17 protein-coding genes are annotated in these 22383 nt (G+C 57.7%); all 17 read left to right on the top strand.

Features of this window, described 5'->3' with window-relative positions; all coding sequences use genetic code 11:
• Positions 1-68 precede the first annotated feature (68 nt).
• Positions 69-1037 carry a glycosyltransferase family 2 protein gene (locus tag EKD03_RS04500; RefSeq protein ID WP_238613388.1) on the top strand — a complete coding sequence of 323 codons (969 nt, stop codon included), beginning with the start codon at positions 69-71 and terminating at the stop codon, positions 1035-1037.
• A gap of 19 nt (positions 1038-1056) precedes the next feature.
• Positions 1057-2043, top strand: coding sequence for a glycosyltransferase family 2 protein (locus EKD03_RS04495; RefSeq protein ID WP_238613387.1), 987 nt, complete (start codon positions 1057-1059; stop codon positions 2041-2043).
• Positions 2044-2091: 48 nt separating this feature from the next.
• Positions 2092-3084 carry a glycosyltransferase family 2 protein gene (locus tag EKD03_RS04490; protein ID WP_129628014.1) on the top strand — a complete coding sequence of 331 codons (993 nt, stop codon included), beginning with the start codon at positions 2092-2094 and terminating at the stop codon, positions 3082-3084.
• 202 nt (positions 3085-3286) lie between these two features.
• On the top strand, positions 3287-4648 hold the full coding sequence (gene radA / locus EKD03_RS04485) for a DNA repair protein RadA (protein WP_129628012.1): 1362 nt from the start codon (positions 3287-3289) through the stop codon (positions 4646-4648).
• A 35-nt stretch (positions 4649-4683) separates the two neighbouring features.
• On the top strand, positions 4684-5757 hold the full coding sequence (locus EKD03_RS04480; RefSeq protein WP_129628011.1) for a PIN/TRAM domain-containing protein: 1074 nt from the start codon (positions 4684-4686) through the stop codon (positions 5755-5757).
• Between the two features lie 2 nt (positions 5758-5759).
• A complete protein-coding gene (gene dtd / locus EKD03_RS04475; RefSeq protein WP_129628009.1) occupies positions 5760-6221 on the top strand; it encodes a D-aminoacyl-tRNA deacylase in 462 nt (153 codons plus the stop codon).
• 42 nt (positions 6222-6263) lie between these two features.
• Complete coding sequence (locus EKD03_RS04470) at positions 6264-6749, top strand: anti-sigma regulatory factor (protein ID WP_238613385.1); 486 nt, start codon at positions 6264-6266, stop codon at positions 6747-6749.
• A complete protein-coding gene (locus tag EKD03_RS04465; protein WP_129628007.1) occupies positions 6739-7320 on the top strand; it encodes a SpoIIE family protein phosphatase in 582 nt (193 codons plus the stop codon). The genes EKD03_RS04470 and EKD03_RS04465 overlap by 11 nt, the downstream gene beginning before the upstream one ends.
• Positions 7321-7328: 8 nt before the next feature.
• Positions 7329-10028, top strand: coding sequence for an ATP-binding protein (locus tag EKD03_RS04460; protein WP_129628005.1), 2700 nt, complete (start codon positions 7329-7331; stop codon positions 10026-10028).
• Between the two features lie 353 nt (positions 10029-10381).
• Complete coding sequence (gene bchM, locus EKD03_RS04455; protein ID WP_129628003.1) at positions 10382-11068, top strand: magnesium protoporphyrin IX methyltransferase; 687 nt, start codon at positions 10382-10384, stop codon at positions 11066-11068.
• Between the two features lie 79 nt (positions 11069-11147).
• On the top strand, positions 11148-14984 hold the full coding sequence (locus EKD03_RS04450; protein WP_274542393.1) for a magnesium chelatase subunit H: 3837 nt from the start codon (positions 11148-11150) through the stop codon (positions 14982-14984).
• A 63-nt stretch (positions 14985-15047) separates the two neighbouring features.
• Positions 15048-16472: a protoporphyrinogen oxidase gene (gene hemG, locus EKD03_RS04445; protein ID WP_129627999.1), complete on the top strand. Its 1425-nt coding sequence runs from the start codon at positions 15048-15050 to the stop codon at positions 16470-16472.
• A 49-nt stretch (positions 16473-16521) separates the two neighbouring features.
• On the top strand, positions 16522-17820 hold the full coding sequence (locus EKD03_RS04440; RefSeq protein ID WP_129627997.1) for a BCD family MFS transporter: 1299 nt from the start codon (positions 16522-16524) through the stop codon (positions 17818-17820).
• Positions 17821-17914: 94 nt separating this feature from the next.
• Entirely contained in the window at positions 17915-19237 is a 1323-nt protein-coding gene (hemA, locus tag EKD03_RS04435; RefSeq protein ID WP_129627995.1) for a glutamyl-tRNA reductase, read from the top strand.
• Between the two features lie 82 nt (positions 19238-19319).
• Positions 19320-20339, top strand: coding sequence for a hydroxymethylbilane synthase (gene hemC / locus EKD03_RS04430; RefSeq protein WP_129627993.1), 1020 nt, complete (start codon positions 19320-19322; stop codon positions 20337-20339).
• Positions 20340-20544: 205 nt separating this feature from the next.
• Positions 20545-21345 (top strand): uroporphyrinogen-III synthase, encoded by an 801-nt coding sequence (locus tag EKD03_RS04425; protein WP_129627991.1) that lies wholly within the window; start codon positions 20545-20547, stop codon positions 21343-21345.
• The gene (gene hemB, locus EKD03_RS04420) at positions 21342-22361 is read left to right on the top strand and encodes a porphobilinogen synthase (RefSeq protein ID WP_129627989.1); all 1020 of its coding nucleotides are present in this window, start codon (positions 21342-21344) and stop codon (positions 22359-22361) included. Before EKD03_RS04425 ends, hemB begins: the two co-directional genes overlap by 4 nt.
• Positions 22362-22383 lie beyond the last annotated feature (22 nt).

The following is a 22383-nucleotide window of genomic DNA, read 5'->3' as shown; positions in this document are numbered from 1 at the left end:
ACAGCGGTTATGAGAAGCGAGACTTCTTGAACCTCTGTACGATTATTTATTCTACACGGGTGTTATGAATGCTCATTCATCTCTCGCAAAGCGATCAGCAACAACCCTCCTTGCCGTCAATCACGGTCTTGATCTGCACGCGTGATCGCGGTGAATCGATCAATAGCACGATTCGTAGCATTCTCGCTTCGCATTACCCTGATTTTACCCTCCTGATCGTTGATCAAAGTCGTGACTCGCGAACAGAACAGGCAATTGCTACCTTCCGCGCTGATCCACGGTTGAGGTATATCTATGTCGGGACACAGGGCAAGAGTCGAGCTGAAAATAGTGCTCTTGCATTGATCAATACGGAGATAGTGCTGCTTACAGATGACGATTGCGAGGTGCCGCCAGATTGGATTACCGAGATGGTGGCTCCCTTCGTACACTATCCGCGTGTTGGTATTGTCTTCTGTAATGTGGTTGCTGCACCCCATGATCCGCAGGCTGGTTGGGTACCCGTCAATACGGCTCCTCACTCGTTCTTGATCGAAGATCTGGCTGATTGGCAGACCAGCGATGGTGTCAATGCTGGGATCGGTGCGGGTATGGCGATCCGTTATGCTGCTGCCTGTGCTGTCGGTGGGTTTAGCCCCTTCTTTGGCCCTGGTTCCCGCTTTCGTAGTGGTGATGATCTCGAATTCACGCTGAATGTTTTGGTGGCGGGCTATCAGATCTATCGTACCACCACAGTGGGGGTAATCCACTATGGCTTTCGCACCCATGAGCAGGGTCGCCATCTCACCCGCAGAAATCTGTTTGGAATCGGTGGTATCTATGGGCAATTAATCCGGCGCGGCCACTGGATCACCATCCGCCACTACCTCACGGTCTTTAAGGTTGCGGTGCTTATGCCCGCCCTCAAAGATCTCGCCCACCGGCAACCGCCACGCAAGCTAGGGCGTGCCTTCTGGCTCCTCCGTGGCTTTCTCGAAGGGCTGCGAATCTCGCCGCTGCCTCGCACTCCTGGCTCTATTAACCTCCACGCTGTGTAGAGATGGAGCAATACCCCAAATGGATCGTCAGATAATTCCTGTCCCTGATCACGCTGAACCTGCTGCATCTGATCAGCCATTGGTGATGGTTCTGATCTGTACCCGTAATCGGGGTGCTGCTATCCGTGCGACAATCAGGAGTGTACTGGCGAATACCTATGTTCACTTCAACGTACTGATTATTGATCAGAGCAACGAACTATCTACTGCTTCTACGGTTGCTGAGTTCTGTAGCGACTCACGTCTGCGCTATATTCATACGGCAACCCAGGGGTTGAGTACAGCCAGGAATATTGGTCTCGCTTTTTGCCATAGCGATCTCGTGTTGATGACCGATGATGACTGTGAGGTACCGCCCAATTGGATTGCCGAGATGGTGGCACCCTTTCTGCGTTATCCCCATCTGGGCGTGACCTTCTGTGATGTGATTGCTGGCCCCCACGATCCCCATACCGGCTACGTCCCGATCTGCATCAGCCCGCAGGCGCGCTTGATTGAAGACGTGACCGACTGGCACACATGCGATGGGGTGAATGTCGGTATTGGTGCTGGTTTGGCGATCCGGCGATCCGTAGCCGAGGCTATTGGCGGCTTCGATGTCCGTTTTGGTCCCGGTGGTCATTTTCGCAATGGTGATGATCTTGATGTTACCTTGCGTGCCCTTATTGCGGGCTACCCGATCTATCGCCTCAACCATGTGGGGGTTATTCACCACGGCTTCCGTACCTTTGCCGAGAACCGTATTCTGATGCGGAATAGTATGTTTTCGGTGGGTGCGGCCTATGGCCGACTGATCTGCTCCGGTCACTGGCGGCTACTGCGTCCCTATATGGCGATGCTGATCGCCATGATCCTCATTCCAATCATCGAAAGCCTGCGCCACCGACGTCTACCACCGGTACTCGGACGGATCATCTGGTTGATCCGGGGGACGATTGAGGGCGGGTTGTTAGCTTTTCAGTTCCCGTCGCATACCCGTCGCTCTTTTGAGTCTCTTCGGTTATAGTTGTGGCTAGGTCGTATCAATCCAAGTACCTCGTTTTGAAAAACTTTTATGGCAGCACCTCTTCCATCTGTTGATATCGTGGTTGCGACACGCAATCGTGCCGAACTCCTTGAGCCTCTAATCATGAGTATTCGGCACAGTAGCCATACCGATCTTACGCTCTGGATTGTTGATCAGAGTGATGATCCTGGTACGGAGCATATCGTGGCCCGCCATACACGTGAGGATCAGCGGGTGCGTTATCTCCGGCAGGAACTTCCCGGTGCGAGTCTGGCTCGTAATGTCGGTGCTTATGTTGGTACGGCTCCGCTCATCTTGTTCACCGACGATGATTGCCGGGTGAGTCCTGAATGGGTCGCCACAATGGCGTGTGAGTTGCTCAACCCGGCCATCTGGGCTGTTTTTGGCCGTGTGTTACCGCTCTATTCCTCACCGAGCGATCCCTGTGGTCGGGCTGAACGGGGTCTGTTAGATACAGCAGTGAAGACCTCGCTCCAGCGCAGGGTGTATGCGCAGAATCGGCTCAATCTTGGTTTTGGCCATGGTGCGAGTATGGGTATCCGCCGTGAGGCGTTTCAACAGATAGGTGGTTTTGATCCAGTGTTGGGCGCAGGTGGCCCCTTACGCGCATGGGAAGATCGTGATTTGGGGTATCGCGTCCTACGTGCAGGTGGGCACATTGTCTATACGCCGGATGCTGTGCTGCATCATCTTCAGTGGCGCCATTGGCGGGCGGTGCGCCGTAATCATTGGAATTATGCCCTGGGCACAGGCGCAGCCGTCGGTAAGTATCTGCGCTGTGGCGATCTGATCGGCGGGGCCATTCTGGCCGAGTGGTTCTGGAGTCAGGGCATCCGTCAGAGTCTCTCGGCCCTGCTGAAGTGGCGGAGCTTGCAGCGCCTCTGGATTGGTCTGATCCATCTGCTGGTGCCTTGGATTGGCTTGATCCAGAGTCTGCACTATTCGGTGGAACATCAGTACTGTCTCTATCAGCCGTTAGTTGCTTCGTGTGATTTGGCGGCAGCCGTAGATAAACCGTAGGGTATGTGCAAAGCCCTTGGGGCGCAGCCCCAAGCCCCATTTTTTGTGGTGTTTTGGCGGCGAAGCCGCCAAAACACCACAAAAAATTTCTGCGGGGGCGGCGCAGCCGCCTCCGCACCCCACCGGAGGTGACTTTGCACATGCCCTGGTGCAGCCCCAACCATGGGTTTTAGGGCAGTAGCCCTAATGGTATAATGGCTGTATGGCCAAGACACGCACGATCTTTGTCTGTCAACAGTGTGGAGCCCAGCAAAGCCGCTGGATGGGTAAGTGCCCTGATTGTGGCACCTGGGACAGCTTTGTTGAACAGACGGAAACCCGTTCATCGAGTGCCAAGGCGCATGAGAGCGCTGTGGTTGGGGTTCGCCCACAACGTTTGCGCGATGTTGCGGTGGGCGGTTTCCAACGCCTGCCGATCATGGGGGCCGAGTTTACCCGTGTCCTCGGTGGTGGCTTGGTTCCTGGCTCGGTGGTGCTGATCGGTGGTGATCCGGGTGTGGGGAAGACGACGCTGCTCTCCCAGGTCTCATCCCAGTTCGCCGCTGATGTTGGCCCCGCGCTCTATGTGAGCGCCGAGGAGTCGGCGCAGCAGATCAAGTTGCGTGCCGAGCGATTGGGGATGAATGCCGAAGATCTCTATGTCTTCTCCGAAAATTCGCTGGATACTATTTTGGTGCAGATCCGCGAACTGCGCCCCAAGCTGGTGATTATCGACTCGATCCAGACGGTCTATCTGGAGGAGTTGAGTAGCGCCGCCGGGAGTGTCTCGCAGGTGCGTGAGGGAGCCTTGCGCCTGATGCACCTAGCCAAAGAGTTGCACATCCCAATCTTTCTGGTTGGCCACGTCACCAAAGAGGGCGCGATTGCTGGGCCACGGGTGCTCGAACATATTGTGGATGTGGTGCTCTACCTAGAAGGTGATCGCTTCCACCAGTACCGCCTGTTGCGTGGGGTCAAGAACCGTTTCGGCTCCACCAACGAAGTGGGTGTCTTCGAGATGACCGGCGATGGAATGCGTGAAGTGCTCAACCCCTCGGCGGTCTTTCTGGCTGAACGTAGTGCTGGCAGCCCTGGCTCTGCCGTGGCGGTGATGATGGAGGGCACCCGCCCCTTGCTGATCGAGGTGCAGGCGCTGACCTCCAATACCGGCAGTGCACAACCGCGCCGTACCACCAATGGCTTTGATCCCAATCGTCTGCTGATGTTGGTAGCGGTGTTGGCCAAGCGTGTGGGAATGCCGCTCTTTAATCAAGATATCTATGTCAATATTGTCGGTGGTTTGCGGATTAGTGAACCAGCGGCTGATCTTGCTGTCGCGCTCGCGATTACGTCCTCATTTCGGAACCAACCTATTGCTGCCGATATGGTGCTGCTAGGTGAGATTGGCCTCTCTGGTGAACTACGCAGTGTGAGCCAGATTGAGCGTCGTTTGAGTGAAGCGGCTAAACTCGGTTTTCATCACGCCGTGCTTCCCGCCGTCTCGCAAGTGACGCCGCCAACGGGCACTACGCTCGTTCCGGCCCGTTCCTTAGCAGATGTGGTTGATCTCCTTGCTCGTAAGTAGAGGTGTGGCTCGGCATACCTCTAGGCACTCTCTCTATGAAGGTTAGTCTCAACTTTTTGGTACGTATTGCCGGGATGCTTGTGTTGGCCTACGTTGGCTGGGCAGTTGGTGGCTCGCTCTCTAGTGCGCGTCCCGATGATCTCCAACTTGTGGCTACCCAGTTGCTCATGCTCTCCGGGGCTGGGTTGGGCCTGCTGATTACCCCCCGCCTTACGATTGAACCGATCCAGGATCTGATCAATCATTCCCGCAGTATCCCGCTCTCCGAACTCTTTTTGGTCGGCTTCGGGAGTATAATCGGCCTCTTTTTTGCGGTGCTGCTCACTGTTCCGCTCACGGCCCTCCCTCCTCCCTTCAGTACTTACTTGCCGATTATTGCTGCTGGTGTGGGAGCCTATGTGGGGGTAACCATCTTTGCCACCCGTAAGCGCGATATTATCGAGAGTATGCGCAATTGGCGACGCAGTAGCCCGTCGCTCACGTTGAGTAGTACCGAGAGTGCAGGTTCTGCGCATCGTTATATTCTCGATACCAGCACGATCATTGATGGCCGGATTGCGGCAGTGGTTCAGACCGGCTTTCTTGATGGTACGCTGATTGTTCCCGGCTTTGTGCTGGCGGAATTGCAACAACTGGCTGATTCCAACGATGAACTACGCCGTTCCAAGGGCCGCCGTGGTCTGGAGTTGCTCAATACGATGCAGAAACAGTCGCCTTTGCCCATCGAGGTTATCAATGTTGAAGTTGCAGGCACGAACAAAGTTGATGATAAACTCGTGGCGATGGCGCGCCAGTACAATTGTCCCGTGATCACCAACGACTTCAACCTTAACCGGGTGGCAAGTTTGCAGGGGGTCAAAGTCCTAAGTCTCAACCAACTCAGTGAGGCCGTTCGGCCTCCGGTCGTTCAGGATCAGCGCCTCCACGTGCTCATCCGGAACGAGGGCAATGCCCGCCAACAGGGGGTGGGCTACCTGGATGATGGTACGCCCGTGATTGTCGAGGACGCACGCCACCTGATCGGTAAGACGATAGAGGTGAGTGTCATCCGTCTGCACCAGACCCAAACCGGGCGCCTCGTCTTTGCGCAACTGATCGAGGGTGAATAGGTATGCGTGCGATTCTTCAACGGGTCTCCCAAGCCTCAGTGACGGTGGAAGGCCAGGTGGTGGGGGCGATCCAGAGCGGGTTGTTGGTTCTCCTAGGGGTGGGCCACGGCGATAGTGATGCAGAGGCGCGTCTGTTGGCCGAAAAGACCGCCCATCTGCGCATCTTCGCCGATGCTGAAGGGCGCTTCAACCGCTCACTGATTGATCTGAACGGAGCCGCCTTGGTCGTCTCACAATTTACGCTCTATGCCGATACTCGCAAAGGCCGCCGTCCTAGTTTCATTGAAGCCGCACTTCCCGAACTCGCTGCCCCACTCGTTCAGGTCTATGCGGATAGCCTGCGCAGTTTTGGGGTTGATGTGGCCCATGGCCGCTTCGGTGCTCATATGCAGGTGGCGCTGATCAACGATGGCCCCGTGACGATCAGTTTGGATAGCGCGACCTTACGCCAGCCACGAGTCTAGGCGTTCAATCTCCAACGGCATGCTATAATAGATCCCTACCGAGTGTACGATCCTCGTATTCAACCGCTGCACCGAATGTTGGAACAGAGCCAACCGATGATGGAGCCAGTAACTTGCCCGATTCGGAAAGAGGTTGATGTCTATCTGGCAATGAGCCGAGGGCGCGTGATGGCCGAACACCTGGGCTTTAAACTGGTGGATCGTACCCGAATCGAGATTGTGATTCTTGAACTTGCGCGCAATCTGTTGGTTCACGCCAATGGTGGCCAGATGATCTTTCGCCGGATTGAACATTCCGACTATGGGTTGGGTATGGCCATTGAATCGATTGACCAGGGGCCGGGGATTGCCGATATTGAACTGGCGATGCAGGATGGCTATAGCACCGCCCATACCTTGGGCGCAGGCTTGCCAGGTGTTCGTCGCCTTACCGACCAGTTCCAGATCGAGTCGCAGGTAGGCATCGGAACGCGTGTCTATGCAGTGAAGTGGTTACAATCACTGCGGAGGTCGATCTATGAGCGTTAGTTGGGGGGCTGTCCGCCGCCCCAAACAGGGCCAAGCAGTGAGTGGCGATGTTTTTCTGGTGGAACCGTTTGATCCCCATGGCTTACATATTGCCGTTATTGATGGTCTTGGTGGTGGGCATGAAGCCGCACGCGCAGCCGAGGCGTCGGCTCAGGTAATCCGGAACCATTTAGCTGTTGATCCCCTCGATCTGATCCGTCAGTCCCATACCGCCCTCCATAGTACCCGTGGCGCGGTGATTGGTATCCTGACCCTTAATCTGCTTCAACGGTCGGTGACCTATGTTGGAGTAGGCAATATTGGCGTTCAAGTCTATAGTAGTCAGGCGATTAAACCCATCTCCAAGAATGGCATCTTGGGCTATCGTTTACCTCAACTGCTCAAGCTTACCTATACCTATAATTTTGGCGATACCTTCGTTGTATATAGTGATGGCATATCGAGCCGCTTTGCACTCGATACCCAGATCCATCAGGGCCAACCGCCGCAAGAACTCGCGGATCTCATTCTGGAACGCTATGGCAAATTGTCTGACGACGCCACTGTGGTGGTCGTTCGAGTAGATGAGTAGTCCTACCGATGCGGAACGAACTTACCACATGGCTCTCTGCCCATCGCCTTGATCTTGCTACACCATGGGCCGATCTCATCGGTGGTTCGCTGGTGCCGCGCCATGAGCGCTATACAGATACCGGGACATTAATCACGACGGTTTTTAGTGTTGATGAACTCTATGATCTTCTGATCGAGGCATCTGCCGGTGATTGCGAAGCCCTCACCACTCGCCTCCAGGCGATTAGTTATAATGATGATATCCACGATCAGGCACTGAATGACCGTCTGAACCGCGCTTTTGAGTTCCGTCGTTGTTTCCGTACCCTCCTGCATCATAAACTCGATGACCCCGCGCAGCTACTCGCCTTGATCGATGAGTTTGAGACTCTCTTCGAGTATCTGCTGAGTACCCTCACTGATGCTTGGGCAGCACATAATGCCGAGGCGCTGCGCGAGCGCGAGTTTATTGCCGAGAGTCTTGATTTAGCCTCCTCGGCAGCCGACCAACGCGCCCTACAACTCAAGGCGCTGAACGATATCTCTCAGCACCTCTCCGCGAGCCTGGATCGTGAACAACTACTTGAATTGGTGGTGACGAACCTCCACCGCTTGACGGATGTCGTCCATGTAGCGGTCTGGATGCCTGCTACCGATGATCCTGATCAGTTGCTGGCTGAGTATGTGTCCGGCGAGGATGCTGAAGCTAGTCGTGGGCTCCGTGTCCACCTTCAAGATACCCATGATCTGGTGGTACGCGCCTTTACCTCTAGTCGTATTCAGTTTGAGAAGACCCCCGATGCTTCCCAGCAAGGTGCGTGGTACCGTGAGGGTTGCGGGGTTATGGCCTTGCCCATGATGCTCCACGACCATGCGATTGGTGTGGTTACTCTGCAAGATCCCCTTTCCGTGCAACATCTGCGCTTTCAACAAGATCTGACTCAAGGTGTGATCAGCCAGGCGGCGATTGCCCTTCAGAACGCCCAACTCTATGCTAAGGTGCGTTCGCTGAATGTGGAACTGGAGCAGCGGGTTGAAGAACGAACCCGCCAACTTCAAGAGGAGAAGGATCGCCTCGCCACGATCAACCAGATTTCAATCGAAGTCAGTAGTACCCTCGATCTGGACTCGATCTTGAATACGTCGCTTACCTTGGTGGCCAACATGTGTCAGGCTGAACATGCCTCGATCATGCTCACCGAGAGCGAGGATAGCCTGCTGGTCACCCGTGCGGTCTATGGTGTTCCGGCCAGCCCCGGTAACTATATCCGCTTCCCAATTGGATCGGGGGTGGCGGGTTGGGTGGCGCAGCACCGTAAGGGGGCGCTGATTGATGATATTAGTACCGATGAGCGCTGGCTCTCCGTCCCCGGTGAACCGTTGCGCAAACGCGATGGCTCAATGATTGCGGTGCCTCTCCTCATGCAGGGGGAAGTCTTGGGGGTAATCTCGATCTCGCACCGTACATCGGGCTTCTTCCACGAAGGCCACCTGCGCCTCGTCCATGCCTGTGCTGGCCCGATTGCGATTGGGGTCAATAACGCTAATCTCTTCCAGATGATTACCGCTGAGGCTGAACGACGCTATGAATTGCTCGACCGTCAACAGACTGAGGCCAGCCAGATTGAGGCTATTCTCCAGAACCTCGCAGATGGTGTGATTGTCTGTGATCTCTATGGCTCGGTGCTGATGGCCAACGAGGCCGCCGGTACCACCCTTGGGCGCACGATTGAGGATCTGTTGCTCTGGAACCTCCACGATATTATCAATCGTTACCTTGCTTCCCGCTCTTCCGAGATACCGCTCACGGAACTTCTCGCCCGTCCGCTTGATGCTCAGCAACAGCGCCGTATCTTTACCTCGACCGCCAAGGTTGGCATGCGGATGATCAGTATGACGATGGGGCCGGTGCTCAAGGAAGATGGCCAACTTCTGGGTGCCCTCCTTGTTGTACGCGATATTACCCGCGAAATTGAGGCCGACCGCCTCAAGACAGAGTTCATCGGCACCATGTCGCATGAGTTGCGTACCCCGATGACTGCGATCAAGGGTTTTACCCAACTCCTCGCTATGGGTGGCCTTGGTCCGCTTAATGATACCCAGCGCGAGTTTGTCAATACCATTCACTCCAATACGGAGCGAATGATTGCGCTGATTAACGATGTTCTTGACATAACTAAAATTGAGTCGGGCAGTGTTGATCTGGAGTGGCGCTCGTTGCATCTGGTTGAGGTGCTGAGTGGCGTCATCTCGGAGATCCAAACGGCGGTGGCGGCCCGCGAACATGAACTGAATATTAGTATCCCGCCCGGTATGCCCCTGGTGCGCGCTGATGCCTATCGCTTGCATCAGATCCTCTTCAATCTGCTCTCGAATGCCGTCAAGTATACGCCCAAGGGCGGTAAGATTACCGTCGAAGCCTACGAAGCTCGCGTTGACGAGTTGCCCGATTACCTGCGGAGTGGCGTCACCGCTGAAAAACGCTATGTGCAGGTGAATATCCGCGATACCGGGGTGGGTATTGATCGCGAAGATATTGGCCGGATCTTTGACCGCTTCTACCGTACCGAAAATCCACTCAAGATTGAGGCTGGTGGCACGGGTCTGGGACTCTCGCTCGTCAAGCCTTTGGTGGAGTTGCTCAATGGTAAGATCTGGGTTGAGAGTGCTCTCGGCCAAGGAAGTACCTTTAGTCTGCTTCTCCCAACACCATCGAGTGAGCGCTAAAGACCCCAAACGTACATCTGGATTGCCCAAACGCGAAACGTATATGTCATGTTTCGCGTTTCTTGTTGCCTTTTTTTGAGCAAAAGCTGTGCAATTCCGCGATTTTTCTTCTTCTATCGGAAGTGGTAAAGTGGCTTTTAGCGCGTCCTAGTGCGAAATGACGTTGGACGCACAACTTTTGTTCAGCCTTTGCATTTATTCACGAGTATTGACTATCATGTTATAATCGTGCTGCAAAAGCGTAGTTTTAACTCCGTACTACCACTCGAGCATCACTTCCTGCGGACGTGGTTTGATCGGGTGTGCGGACAGACCACACACAGTCGATCAGAGCTATCAGCAAGGGTATACAGGTGGACGTTACACAGCATAAAGCGCACCTTCGTCGCTATTTCGACGGAGTAGGTTTCGCTCGCTGGTCTGCGATCTATGGCGACGCGAGGCTCTCGGTGGTGCGCAATACGATCCGGGCTGGTCATAATGTCATGTTGGGCGTTGCTGACTCGTGGGTTGGTGAGGCGTTCCCTTCGGCCACCGGGCTTACCGCCCTCGACGCTGGTTGTGGTACGGGGCTCTTCAGCCTCGCCCTCGCCCGACGTGGTTTTAAGGTTGCTTCGTCTGATCTTGCTCCGCAGATGGCCGCCGCCACCGCTCGCGCTGCTGCCGCTGCTGGTCTCTCCGATAGGGTCTCTTGCTGGGCATCGGATCTTGAGAGTATCACGGGGAGCTACGACCTCGTGAACTGTTTTGATGTCTTGATCCATTATCCAGCCGAGCCATTTGCCGCGATGCTCTCCCACCTCGCAAGCCTCTGTCGCGGTACCCTACTCTTCACCTATGCACCCTATAGCCCCGTCTTGGCGGCAATGCACCGCGTCGGTGGCTATTTCCCCCATAGTCAGCGTCGAACCGATATCCAGATGATCCGTGAGGCCACGGTTCGTCAGGCGCTGGCAGACTCAGGTATGCGCTTCCGCCGCGCCGAGCGGGTCGGTAAGGGCTTCTACCACGTGATGTTGGTGGAGGCCTCCAGAGGATGATGGATGCCCCGGTTGAACCGTATCGTTTCAACTGGGCATGGATCATTCGCGATCAGCGCTGATCGCGTTGGGGTAGTTCATACTCTGTACTACAAGGCACGAGGAAATTATGCGCTTTGTTTTTCTTACCCTTGATGGAAACCATGCTGCTGCGTTGCGTCAGGCCGCTGATCGCGTCCGCCGTGAACATGGGGTTACACTGACGGTTGCGTTCCATGATGCGTCTTCGTTGCGTGATCCGGCAGGTTGGCGGCGCTTGGAGCAGGATCTCTCCGGGGCCGCCTTTATTTTTGGTGCGCGCCTCTTTGGCGAGGAGTATGTTCGCCCCCTAGAGAAATTGTTGCGGGCGGCTCCGTGTCCAGTCTTGATTATTACTTCTAACCCTGCACTCATCCATTGCACCCATATCGGGAAGTTCGATATGCGCCAGCGTGATGAAGATGAGAAACCTGGGCTGATGCAGCAGTGGATCAAGAAGCTGCGCCCGCAGGGTGGGGCCGGTGAGGCGCGCCGTCAGTTGGCGGTGTTGCGCAATCTGAGTAAGGTACTCAAGATTATCCCCGGTAAGGCGCGTGATATTTATGCCTTTGCCGCGTCGCATCAGTACTGGCTCAATCCCTCGCCCGAAAATCTCTACCGCATGCTCTGTATGCTGGCCGATGTCTATGTGCCCGGTATGCATGGCAAGTTGCCCCAGGCTGATCCGCTCAGTTACCCCGAAACTGCCCTCTTCCATCCCGATGCGCCCCAGCCCTTTGAGCGTCTGGCTGACTATGATAAGTGGCTGCGTGGCCGTAAGCCCGCCGCTGGCACCCGCAAGCCCGCCCTGAAGCCCGGTGATGTCGGGACGGTCGGTGTCATCGCGCTGCGGGGGGTGGTGCTGAGTGGCAATACGGCCCATCTCAAGTCGCTCATCCACGCTCTAGAGGCGCGTGGCCTCGCGGTGCGCCTCGCCTATGCGTCGGGCCTCGATCAGCGTCCGGCGGTTGAGACCTTCTTCCGGGCGGATAAGAAGCATGCTCAGGTTGATCTGCTGATCAATGCTACCGGCTTTTCGCTGGTGGGTGGCCCCGCCGAGAGCCGCCCCGTTGAAGCCCGCGAGACGTTGCGGCAGCTTGATGTGGGCTATGTTGGTCTGGTGCCGCTGACCTTGCAGCGCATTGATGATTGGCGCGCCGATGCGACCGGTTTGGTGCCGGTGCAGGCGGCGTTGAGTGTGGCGATCCCGGAGCTTGAGGGTGCCGCTGAGCCGCTGGTCTTCTGTGGGCCGAGTGGTTCCAGCGATGGTATGTTCCCGCTCGATGCCGAGATTAGTCAGATCGCGGATCGCGCTGCCCGCCGCGTTGCCCTGCGTCATAAGCCCAATGCGCAGAAGAAGCTGGCGCTGGTCATCTTCAACTATCCGCCCAATCTGGGGAATGTGGGTACCGCCGCCTATCTGGATGTCTTCCAGAGCCTCTACGAGTTGCTGCGTGCCCTTAAGTCCGATGGTTATACCGTTGAGGTGCCCGCCAGTGCCGATGAACTGCGCCGCATGATTGTTGAGGGGAACGCGCTGGCCAATGGTACCGACTCGAATGTCGCCGCCCGCCTCCCCGTCAATGACTACCGCAAGCTCTTCCCCGCCGAAACCGAGATTGAACCCTTCTGGGGCCGCGCTCCCGGTGAGTTGCTCAACGATGGGGCCAATTTCTATATCCTCGGTCGCCAGTTGGGGAATGTCTTTATTGGTGTTCAGCCCTCCTTCGGCTATGAGCGCGACCCAATGCGCCTGCTGATGGCCAAGGATGCCTCGCCCAATCACGCCTTCGCAGCCTTCTATGCCTGGCTGCGCTATGTCTATGGCGCGGATGCGGTGGTTCACTTCGGTACTCATGGTGCGCTGGAGTTTATGCCCGGTAAGCAGGTGGGGATGGGTGCGACCTGCTGGCCCTCGCGCCTGATCGGTGAGTTGCCCAATTTCTACTATTACAGCGTCAATAACCCCAGCGAGGCCGCTATCGCCAAACGCCGTAGCGCCGCGACGCTGGTCAGTTACCTCGTGCCGCCGCTCCAGCAGGCTGGGCTTTATAAGGGGCTGCGTACCCTCAAGGATACGCTGGATCGCTACCGTAGCGCCCCCGATGCGGAGTTGTTGGAGGATGTGCGTACACAGGCCGAGAAGTTGGGCATGACGGCTGCGTTTACCCCCGACCGCCCCGATGCCTATGTGGGTACGATTGGCCACGAGTTGCTCCAGATTGAGGAGCGCATGATCCCCTCTGGTCTGCATGTGCTCGGTAAGTCGCCCGTGCCCGCCGAGTTGGTGGACTTCCTCGCGCTCACTGCCAGTTTCCGCCCTGCTACCCGCAAGAGTCCGGCCACCTTCCCGGCGCTTGTTGCCGCTAGTGTTGGCTATGATTATGCCGCCTTGCGCGAGCGGATCACCAGCGATGCGGCGGCGCAGGAGCAGTGGCGTCAGGTGGAGACGATCTGCAAAGAGGCGATTCGCCAGTTTGTGCTGAGTGCCCCCGGCGACCGCCACCACCGCGCTGATCTCTATCTGCGCGAGACGGCAGGGGTGGCTCCGGGATCGCTCAATGAGATGTGGACCTTCCTGGGCGATCTGTTGGCTAAGTTGCTCGCACCCCAAGAGGTGCAGGGCTTGCTCCACGGTCTGCGCGGTGGCTTCATTCAGCCCTCGCCCAGTAACGATGTGGTGCGCGATCCCGGCGTGCTGCCCACCGGGCGCAATGTCTATAGCCTCGATCCCTACCGTGTGCCTTCGACTGCCGCCATGGAGCGCGCTGGTCGCCTCGTGAATGAACTCTTGGCGCGCCTCGTGGTGGATCAGGGTGCGCTGCCGCAAACGGTTGCCATTGTGCTCTGGGGTAGCGATAACCTCAAGTCGGATTGCGAGGGTGTTGGCCAAGTCCTCTGGCTCTATGGCGCACGCCCGGTGGTTGACGAGTTGGGTAATGTCACCGATGTGGCGCTCATTCCGCTGGAAGAACTGGGCCGCCCGCGTGTGGATGCGGTAGTCACGGTCAGCGGTATCTTCCGCGACCTGCTGGGCAACCAGATGCAGTTGATTGACAAGGCGGCGCGCTTGGCGGCGCTGGCCGATGAGCCAGCCGAGCAGAACTTTGTGCGCGCCCACGCGGTCGCTCAGGCGGCTGAGCTTCAGATCCCGGTTGAGGAGGCTGCCGCTCGCGTCTTCTCGAATGCGCCGGGGAGCTATGGGGCCAACGTCAATAATCTGGTGGATAGCGGCACCTGGGACGATGATACCCAGCTTGGTGAAGCCTTCCTCAGCCGCAAGAGTTTCAGCCTCGGTACCAATGGTCAGTGGCGCGAGTCACGCGCCGTGCTAGAGAAGGCGCTCGGTACGGTAGACGCCAGCTTCCAGAACATTGATAGCTTCGAGGTCGGTCTTTCCGACATTGATAACTACTACGATAACCTGGGTGGTATCACCAAGAGCGTCGAAATCCTGCGCGGCAGCAAGCCCAAGACGATGGTTGCCGATGCGCTTGGTACCAATAACCGGGTCAGTTCGCTCGACCAAGCGGTGCGTATGGAGACCCGCGCTAAGCTGCTCAACCCCAAGTGGTACGAGGCGATGCTGAGCCACGGTTATGAGGGGGCGCGCGAAATCGAGGCCCGTGTCAACAATACCTATGGCTGGAGCGCCACGGCGGGCGCAGTAGATAGCTGGGTCTACCAGAGTGTCGCCGAAACCTTCGTACTCGATGAAGCGATGCGCGAGCGTTTGGCCGCGCTCAACCCGACCGCTGCGGTTGGGGTGGTACGTCGCCTGCTTGAGTCGAGTGGGCGTGGCTTCTGGGATGCTGATCCTGAGACCCTGGATCGGCTGCGCGAGATCTATGCCGACCTTGAGGATCGCCTTGAGGGGATTGCGGTTGACCATTCGTGATTGAGGCAGTAGGTGTGATCTTGCGTGGTGGGGTTGCCTGCGGCGTAAGAGGAGCAGTGACTGATGAATAGCTACGATGTTGTCGTGGTTGGTGCTGGGATCAGTGGGCTGAGTGCAGCCTATACCCTCTTCAAGCGTGGGCTAGATGTGCTGGTGGTTGAGGCTGGCGCTGAGGTCGGTGGTGTCATGCGCAGCATTGTCACCCCTGAGGGCTATGTCCTCGATTGTGGTCCGAATACGTTGGCATCCAAAGATCCGCGCATGTGGACTGAATTTGACGACCTGGGGATGCGTGATCGAATGGTGGTCGCCGGACGGGCTGGCAAGCGGCGCTACTTCCTCAAGGATGGCCAGCCGCTGGAGATTCCCAACGACCCCATCGGCTTGATCCGCATGGAACATGTCTCGATGAAGTCCAAGCTGCGCGTGCTGCGGGAGCCATTCATCCCCCGCGCCACCAGCCCTGATGAGAGTGTGGCCAGTTTCTTTAGCCGCCGCATTGGCCCGGAGGTGATGGAGCGCATGATTGACCCCTTCGTCTCTGGGGTCTATTCGGGCGATCCCTCCAAGATGTCGATCAAGGCCACCTTCCCCTCGCTCTGGGAGGCTGAACAGCGTGGCGGTAGCATCATCAAGGGCTTCCTGGGTGCGGGCAAGGCCAAGCAGGCTGCTGGTGGGAAGAAGGCCAAGCCGCTTGGCCCCAAGATGCGTAGCGTCACCTTCAACTTTAAGGGTGGCGTTGCCGAGTGGCCCAAGACGATGGCTAAGGTGCTGGGCGAGCAGCGCGTCTGGAAGAATGCCCGCGTCACCACGCTCTACCCGGTTGCTGAGGGGTGGACGTTGGTGGTGGAGCGCGATGGACAGGTCGAGACGATTGAGGCTGCCAGCGTGATCATCGCCGCACCGGCCTACGCCGCTGCCGACCTGATCGCCGAGCTTGATCCGGCTGCCGCCAAGGGGCTGCGCGGTATCCGCTACTCCTCAATGGCCGTAGTCAACCTGGGCTACCGCGAGAACCAAGTCACCCGCCCGGTGGATGGCTTTGGGGTGCTCGCACCCTCGTGTGAGCGACGCAACTTCTTGGGTATTCTCTCCGCCTCGACCCTCTTCCCACCCTTTGCGCCTGCGGGGCGCGTGCTCACCATTAACCTGATGGGTGGCGAGATCAACCCGATCCGCCCCGAACAGACCGATGATGAACTCATCGCCCGTGCGATTGCCGATAATCAAGCGGTGATCGGAGCCACTGGGACACCTGAGGTTGTTAATCTGACCCGCTGGCCACGTGCGGTGGCCCAATACAACTTTGGCCATACCGAGGCCATGGCGGCACTCGAAAACTTGGAACGCACCCGCCCAGGACTCACCTTCATCGGAAGTTACCGTGGCGGTGTCGGTATGCCCAAGTGCTGGCGCAATGCCGTCAATATGGCTGAACAAGTCGCCGCCTACTTGAAGAATCGTCCGGCTGTTGCATCGGTACGTTAGCCGGATCACATGATCGATCAGGAATTAGGTATCACACAGAGAGAGGCTCATGACGTTCCTTAAGAACATCCGGCTCGGTCTGCTCCATGTTGCGGTAGCGGTGACACTTGTCCCGATTACCGGGGTACTGAATCGGATCATGATTCACGAACTGGGATTTTTGCCGACACTGGTCGCGGCACTGATCGTGATTCCCTACCTACTCTCACCGGCCCAAGTCTGGATTGGGCAATACTCGGATCACCATCCGTTATGGGGTTACCGCCGTACTCCCTACATCGCTGCCGGTATTCTCCTGTGTGCGGGTGGTGCCTCGCTGACTCCCTGGGCCGCACTGCTGATGGACAGCAACTTCTGGCTCGGACTGCTCGCATCCGTGCTAGTCTTCCTTGCCTGGGGTGTTGGCTTCAACCTTGCTGTCGTCTCCTATCTTTCGCTTGCGAGCGATCTCTCGGAGGAGTACCAGCGTTCTAGTACCATTGCGGTCATGTGGTTCATGATGATCACCTCGGTCATTGTGACTGCGATCCTCACCGGACGAGCACTCGACGAGTATAGTCACGAGAAACTGATCCAGGTCTTTATGGTCTGTGGTGGAGCCTCGTTGGCGCTCGGTACGCTTGGTTTGGTCGGGTTGGAACCGCGTAACGCCACGGTTACGCTCGGTGAACGGCATAGCACGAAGGAGGCGATTGGGGCCGTCATCGCTAACCCCCATGCACGTTTCTTCTTCGTCTATCTGATGCTGATGCTGGCGTCTATTTTGGGTCAGGATGTCTTGCTGGAACCCTTCGGGGCGGTTGCATTCGGGATGAGTGTTCGCGAGACGACCCAGCTCACCGCGATCTGGGGGGCCTCAACGTTGGTGGCGCTTTTGCTCCAAGGGATGCTGCTCAGCCGCTTTATGAGTAAGAAGTCTGGGGCGACGCTCGGTGGCACGATTGCGGCATTGGGGCTCTTTCTGATTGCACTGAGTGGTATGTTGCACTATCAACCGCTCTTTGTACCGGCGATTGCACTGCTCGGTTTTGGTACGGGTATTGCAACCACCACAAACCTCGCGCTGATGCTTGATATGACCACCCCGGAAAAGGTGGGGCTCTTCATTGGTGCCTGGGGTGTGGCCGATTCGTCCGCTCGTGGGCTGGGAAACCTGCTCGCCGGTGGGGTTCGTGATGTCGTTGGACGGGTGCTGATGAGCGACTTGTCTGGCTATGTTACGGTCTTCTTCCTGGAGTCCTTGATGCTCTGTGTGGCCTTGTTTATGCTGCGTCGGATTGATGTCTCGGCCTTCCGCAATGATCAGGTCTCAATGACCCAGCTTATTGCTGTCATCGGTGATGCCTGATTTTTTTGGCCTACAGACTTTGTGATGCGACGCATTACTGCTCAGATTTGTTCAGATTTAGGATGAATTTCAAATATACTCAGAGGGTCGCGTAATGAACCTCCTGCTAGCTGGCCTCGATCACACAACCGCGCCGGTGGAAATCCGCGAGTGCCTGGCCTTCAACGCTACCGACATTCCTGCGGCACTCATGCAATTGACGATGCCCCGTGGGCATCGCAGTCCGCTCCTTAGTGAAGCCGTGATCCTCTCGACCTGTAACCGGGTTGAGATCTATGGGGTCTCGTCCGACAATGCCACTGCGCAGAGTTTGGCGGATTTCCTCGCCGAGTTCCACGGTCTTGAGGAGAAGCATTTTGTCCATACGCTCTTCTTTCACAATGGTGAGGATGTGGCCAACCATCTGTGTGCCACCTCCTCTGGCCTGCGCTCGCTGGTGATTGGCGAAGCGCAGATTCAGGGCCAAGTGCGCAATGCCTTTGAGATTGCGCAACAGGCGGGGACGGTCGGCCCGGTGCTGCACCGTCTCTTCCAGCACGCACTTACCGCCGGGAAGCGCGTGCGCCACGAGACCGCGCTTGGCCAGGGGGCGGCGAGTGTCTCCCAGGCGGGTGTCGAGTTGGCCCGTCAGCGCCTCGGCGATCTGAAGGGTCGCTCGGTGCTGCTCGTCGGCGGTGGTGAGGTGAGCGAACTGGCGGCTCAGAACCTGCTTGCCAATGGTGCGGATCGGCTTACGATTGTTAATCGTACTATGGCGCGTGGCCGCGAACTGGCCGAGCGTTATGGTGCCGAGGCACTGGCCTTCGAGGATCTGCCGATGGCTCTGGCCCATGCCGATATTGTGATCAGTTCGACCGCTGCTCCCGTGCCGGTGATCTATCGCCAGCATATTCTCGATGCGATGCACGCCAAACAGCGCGCCCGCCACGATGGCGAGCCGCCGCCTTCGATGTTGCTGATTGACTTGGCAGTGCCGCGTGACATTGCCGGTGATGTTGGCCAACTCCATGGTGTCCACCTCTGTACCGTGGACGATCTTCAGGAAGTGGTGCGGGCAACCCTGGATCAGCGCTCCGCGCTGACCACGATGGCCGAATCGATTGCTCAGAGTGAGGTTGATGCCTTCATGGGCTGGGTGCGCAGCCAGGAGGCGGTGCCGACCCTGACCAGCCTGCGCGAGTATGCCGAGAGTCTGCGTTCCAGTGAACTGGATCGCGCCCTGCGGCGACTCAATTCGCTCTCGCCGGAGCAGCGTAATGTGGTCGAGGCGCTCAGCCGCAGCATTGTGAATAAACTGCTCCACTCGCCCACCCGCCGCCTGCGTGATGCCGCCGCCCAGGGCGATGGCCAGCGCTATGCCGCAATGTTGAGCGATCTCTTCAACCTAGAGCACGCTGCTATTGCCGAACGACGTTAATGTTCCGTTGGTTCGCGAGCGCCGTCGGACGGTCCGGCGGCACTCATCGTCATGTACGATTTCTTTTTTTAAGGTAGATGTGATGTCAAACGTAACAAAGCTCATCCTGGGTACACGTGGCTCGAAGTTGGCTGTCACCCAGTCCGGTATGATGGCCGACGCCATGCGCGCCGCCCACGCCGGTCTGGAGGTCGAGATGCAGATGATCTCCACCAAGGGTGATCGTATCCTCGATGTCGCCCTCTCGGCAGTTGGGGACAAGGGTCTCTTTGTGAAGGAGTTGGAGCAGGCGCTACTCGATGATCAGGTTGATTTTTGTGTGCATAGCTGCAAGGATCTGCCCTCGGTGGTGCCCGATGGCTTGACTCTGGCCGCCTTCCCTCCGCGTGCTGATGCCCGCGATGCGCTGGTGGTGATGGAGTCGGCGGTGGGGGATCTCGATCTCTCCAACTTCTCGATGCAGGATTCGCCGCTGCTGCGCCAGGGCGCGGTTGTCGGTACGAGTTCGCTGCGCCGCGCCTGCCAGATCCGCGCGATTCGCCCCGACCTCGATCTGCGTGATGTACGCGGGAATGTTGATACGCGCCTGCGCAAGCTGGCCGAAGGTCAGTTCGAGGCGATCATCCTGGCCTCGGCTGGTCTGGATCGCCTGGGCTTCACCGATGCCACGATTGATGGCCCGCGCCACTTCGAGGCGGTTGAGGCCCGCTTTGTGGCCCTGCCCATCCCCACCACCCAGATGTTGCCCGCTGTCTCGCAGGGTATTCTGGCGATTGAGTGCCGCGCCGAGGATGCCAATACCATCAGTCTGCTCGCTGCCCTCGATCATGCTCCGTCACGGGCGGCGGCGTTGGCCGAGCGCGCCTTCCTGGCTCGCCTTGAGGGCGGTTGCCAGGTGCCAATTGCGGCCTTCGCTGTGATTGAAGGCGAGAACCTGCGCCTGCGCGGTATGGTCGGCTCGCTCGATGGCACCACCCAGGTGCGCGGCGAGTTGGTGGGTTCGCTGGCCGATCCGGCGGCGATTGGCCTAGCCCTCGCCGAGGATCTGATCTCGCAGGGTGCCTCCGACATCCTCGCCGAGTTGGCCACACCGCGTGACTAAGTTCTGAGCTTCCGGGAAGCTAACTGTTCACAGTTCTCTTAACATCCCGGTTTTGACGCAAAGACGCCAAGGCGCAAAGCCTTTACTAGCGGCCCTCATTGCAACCTTTGCGCCTTGGCGTCAAACAAAGGCTTCGATTTATCCTAAGCGTGAACAGTTACCGAGCGTTTCGTAAGCTAGGGTATCACAAGGAGTTGAGTCATTGATGAGCCAGCCCGCAGCCCTCACCCCGCAGCCTTCGGCCCTCGCTGGTCAGCGCATCGTCATTACTCGCTCGGCGGGTAAAGTTGATGGTATGGCCGCTCGTTTGCGCGAGTTGGGGGCTGAGCCGATCATCTATCCGACGATTGCCTATGCGCCCCCTGAAGACCCTTCTGCGCTGGACGCCGCCCTCGCTCGCCTTGCCGCTGGTGGGTACGATTGGCTGCTGGTGACGAGTCTTCAGGTGGTGCGGGTGCTTGCTGAGCATATGCCCGCCGATCTGCCATCGGGAACCTTCCAAGTGGCAGCGGTTGGCCCGGTTACGGCGAAGGCATGTGCGAAGCGTCTTGGCCTGACTCCCACAACCGTGCCTGAGCAATTTATTGCCGAAGGCTTGGCGGCCAGTTTGGGCGATCTGACTGGTACGCGGATCTTGTTGCCTAATGCCGACATTGCCCGCTTGGTGTTACCCGATCTTCTACGTGCCGCTGGGGCTGAGGTGGATCGGGTCATTGCGTATCGCACCGTCACTGCGCCTGATAATGGCGTGGATATGGCGGCGTTGTTGGCTGCGGGCGACATCGGCGCACTCACCTTCACGAGCGGCTCAACTGTGCGTGCCTTTATCGAAAAGGTCGGCCCGGACGCAATCGCGCTCATGCAGAAGACCGTGCTGGCCTGCATTGGCCCCGCAACGGCGGTTGTCTGTCAAGAATTTGGCCTTGAGCCACAGGTGGTGGCCGAGGTCTACACCGAAGAGGGGCTGCTGGAGTCCCTGATTGCCTATATGGAGGTGCGCCTATGACCGCATTCCCTGCCAATCGCCCGCGTCGCTTGCGGCTCAGTGAGAATATGCGTCGTATGGTGAGTGAGACGACTCTCTCCGCCAATAACCTGATTGCTCCGCTCTTTATTCGCCATGGCAGTGGCGTGAGCCGCCCGATTGCCTCGATGCCCGGCCATTCGCAACTCTCGGTGGATATGGCGGTGCGTGAGGCCGAGACGCTGGCCGAGATGGGGATTCCGGCGGTGCTGCTGTTTGGTATTCCTGATCACAAGGATGCCGTGGGGAGCGAGAATTTTGATCCTGAGGGCATCGTACCCCAGGCGGCCTATGCAATCAAGAAGGCCATTCCAGAACTGATCATCATTTCGGATATGTGTTGCTGTGAGTATACCGATCATGGCCACTGTGGCATCCTCAACTTCCCAGGGGTTGAGGGTTATGACGCGCATGCACCAGAAGGCTACCTGCTCAATGATCCGACCCTGAGTATTCTGGGTAAAGCTTCGATTGTCCACGCTCAGGCCGGTACCGACATCATTGCGCCTTCTGGGATGATTGATGGTATGATTGGCACCATCCGGGCTGCCCTTGATTCGGCGGGTCTGATCAATACCTCCATCATGAGTTATGCGGTCAAGTACTCCTCGGCCTTCTACGGGCCATTCCGCGATGCCGCCGAAAGCCCCCCTAGTTTCGGTGATCGCAGCCAGTACCAGATGGACCCCGCCAATCGCCTTGAGGCGCTCCGCGAGGCCGATCAGGATGTGGCGGAGGGTGCCGATATGCTCATGGTCAAGCCGGCCCTGGCTTACCTCGACATCATCCGCGAGGTGAAGAATCGCCACCCGCTCCCCCTCGCAGCCTATCAGGTTAGCGGCGAGTACAGTATGGTTAAGGCTGCGGCTGAGAAGGACTGGATTGATGAGCGCCGGGTGGCGATGGAGTCGCTGATGAGCATCCGTCGCGCCGGTGCCGATATGATTATCACCTATTGGGCCAAGGATGCCGTCCGCTGGATGCGTGGTGGCGCGTAGTTGTAGTAGTAGATTGGGGGCG

It is taken from the genome of Candidatus Oscillochloris fontis (assembly GCF_004138135.1).
Lineage (GTDB): Bacteria > Chloroflexota > Chloroflexia > Chloroflexales > Chloroflexaceae > Oscillochloris > Oscillochloris fontis.
Note: the sequence above shows the minus strand (reverse complement) of the source record. Positions and strands in the feature narration are given on the sequence as shown.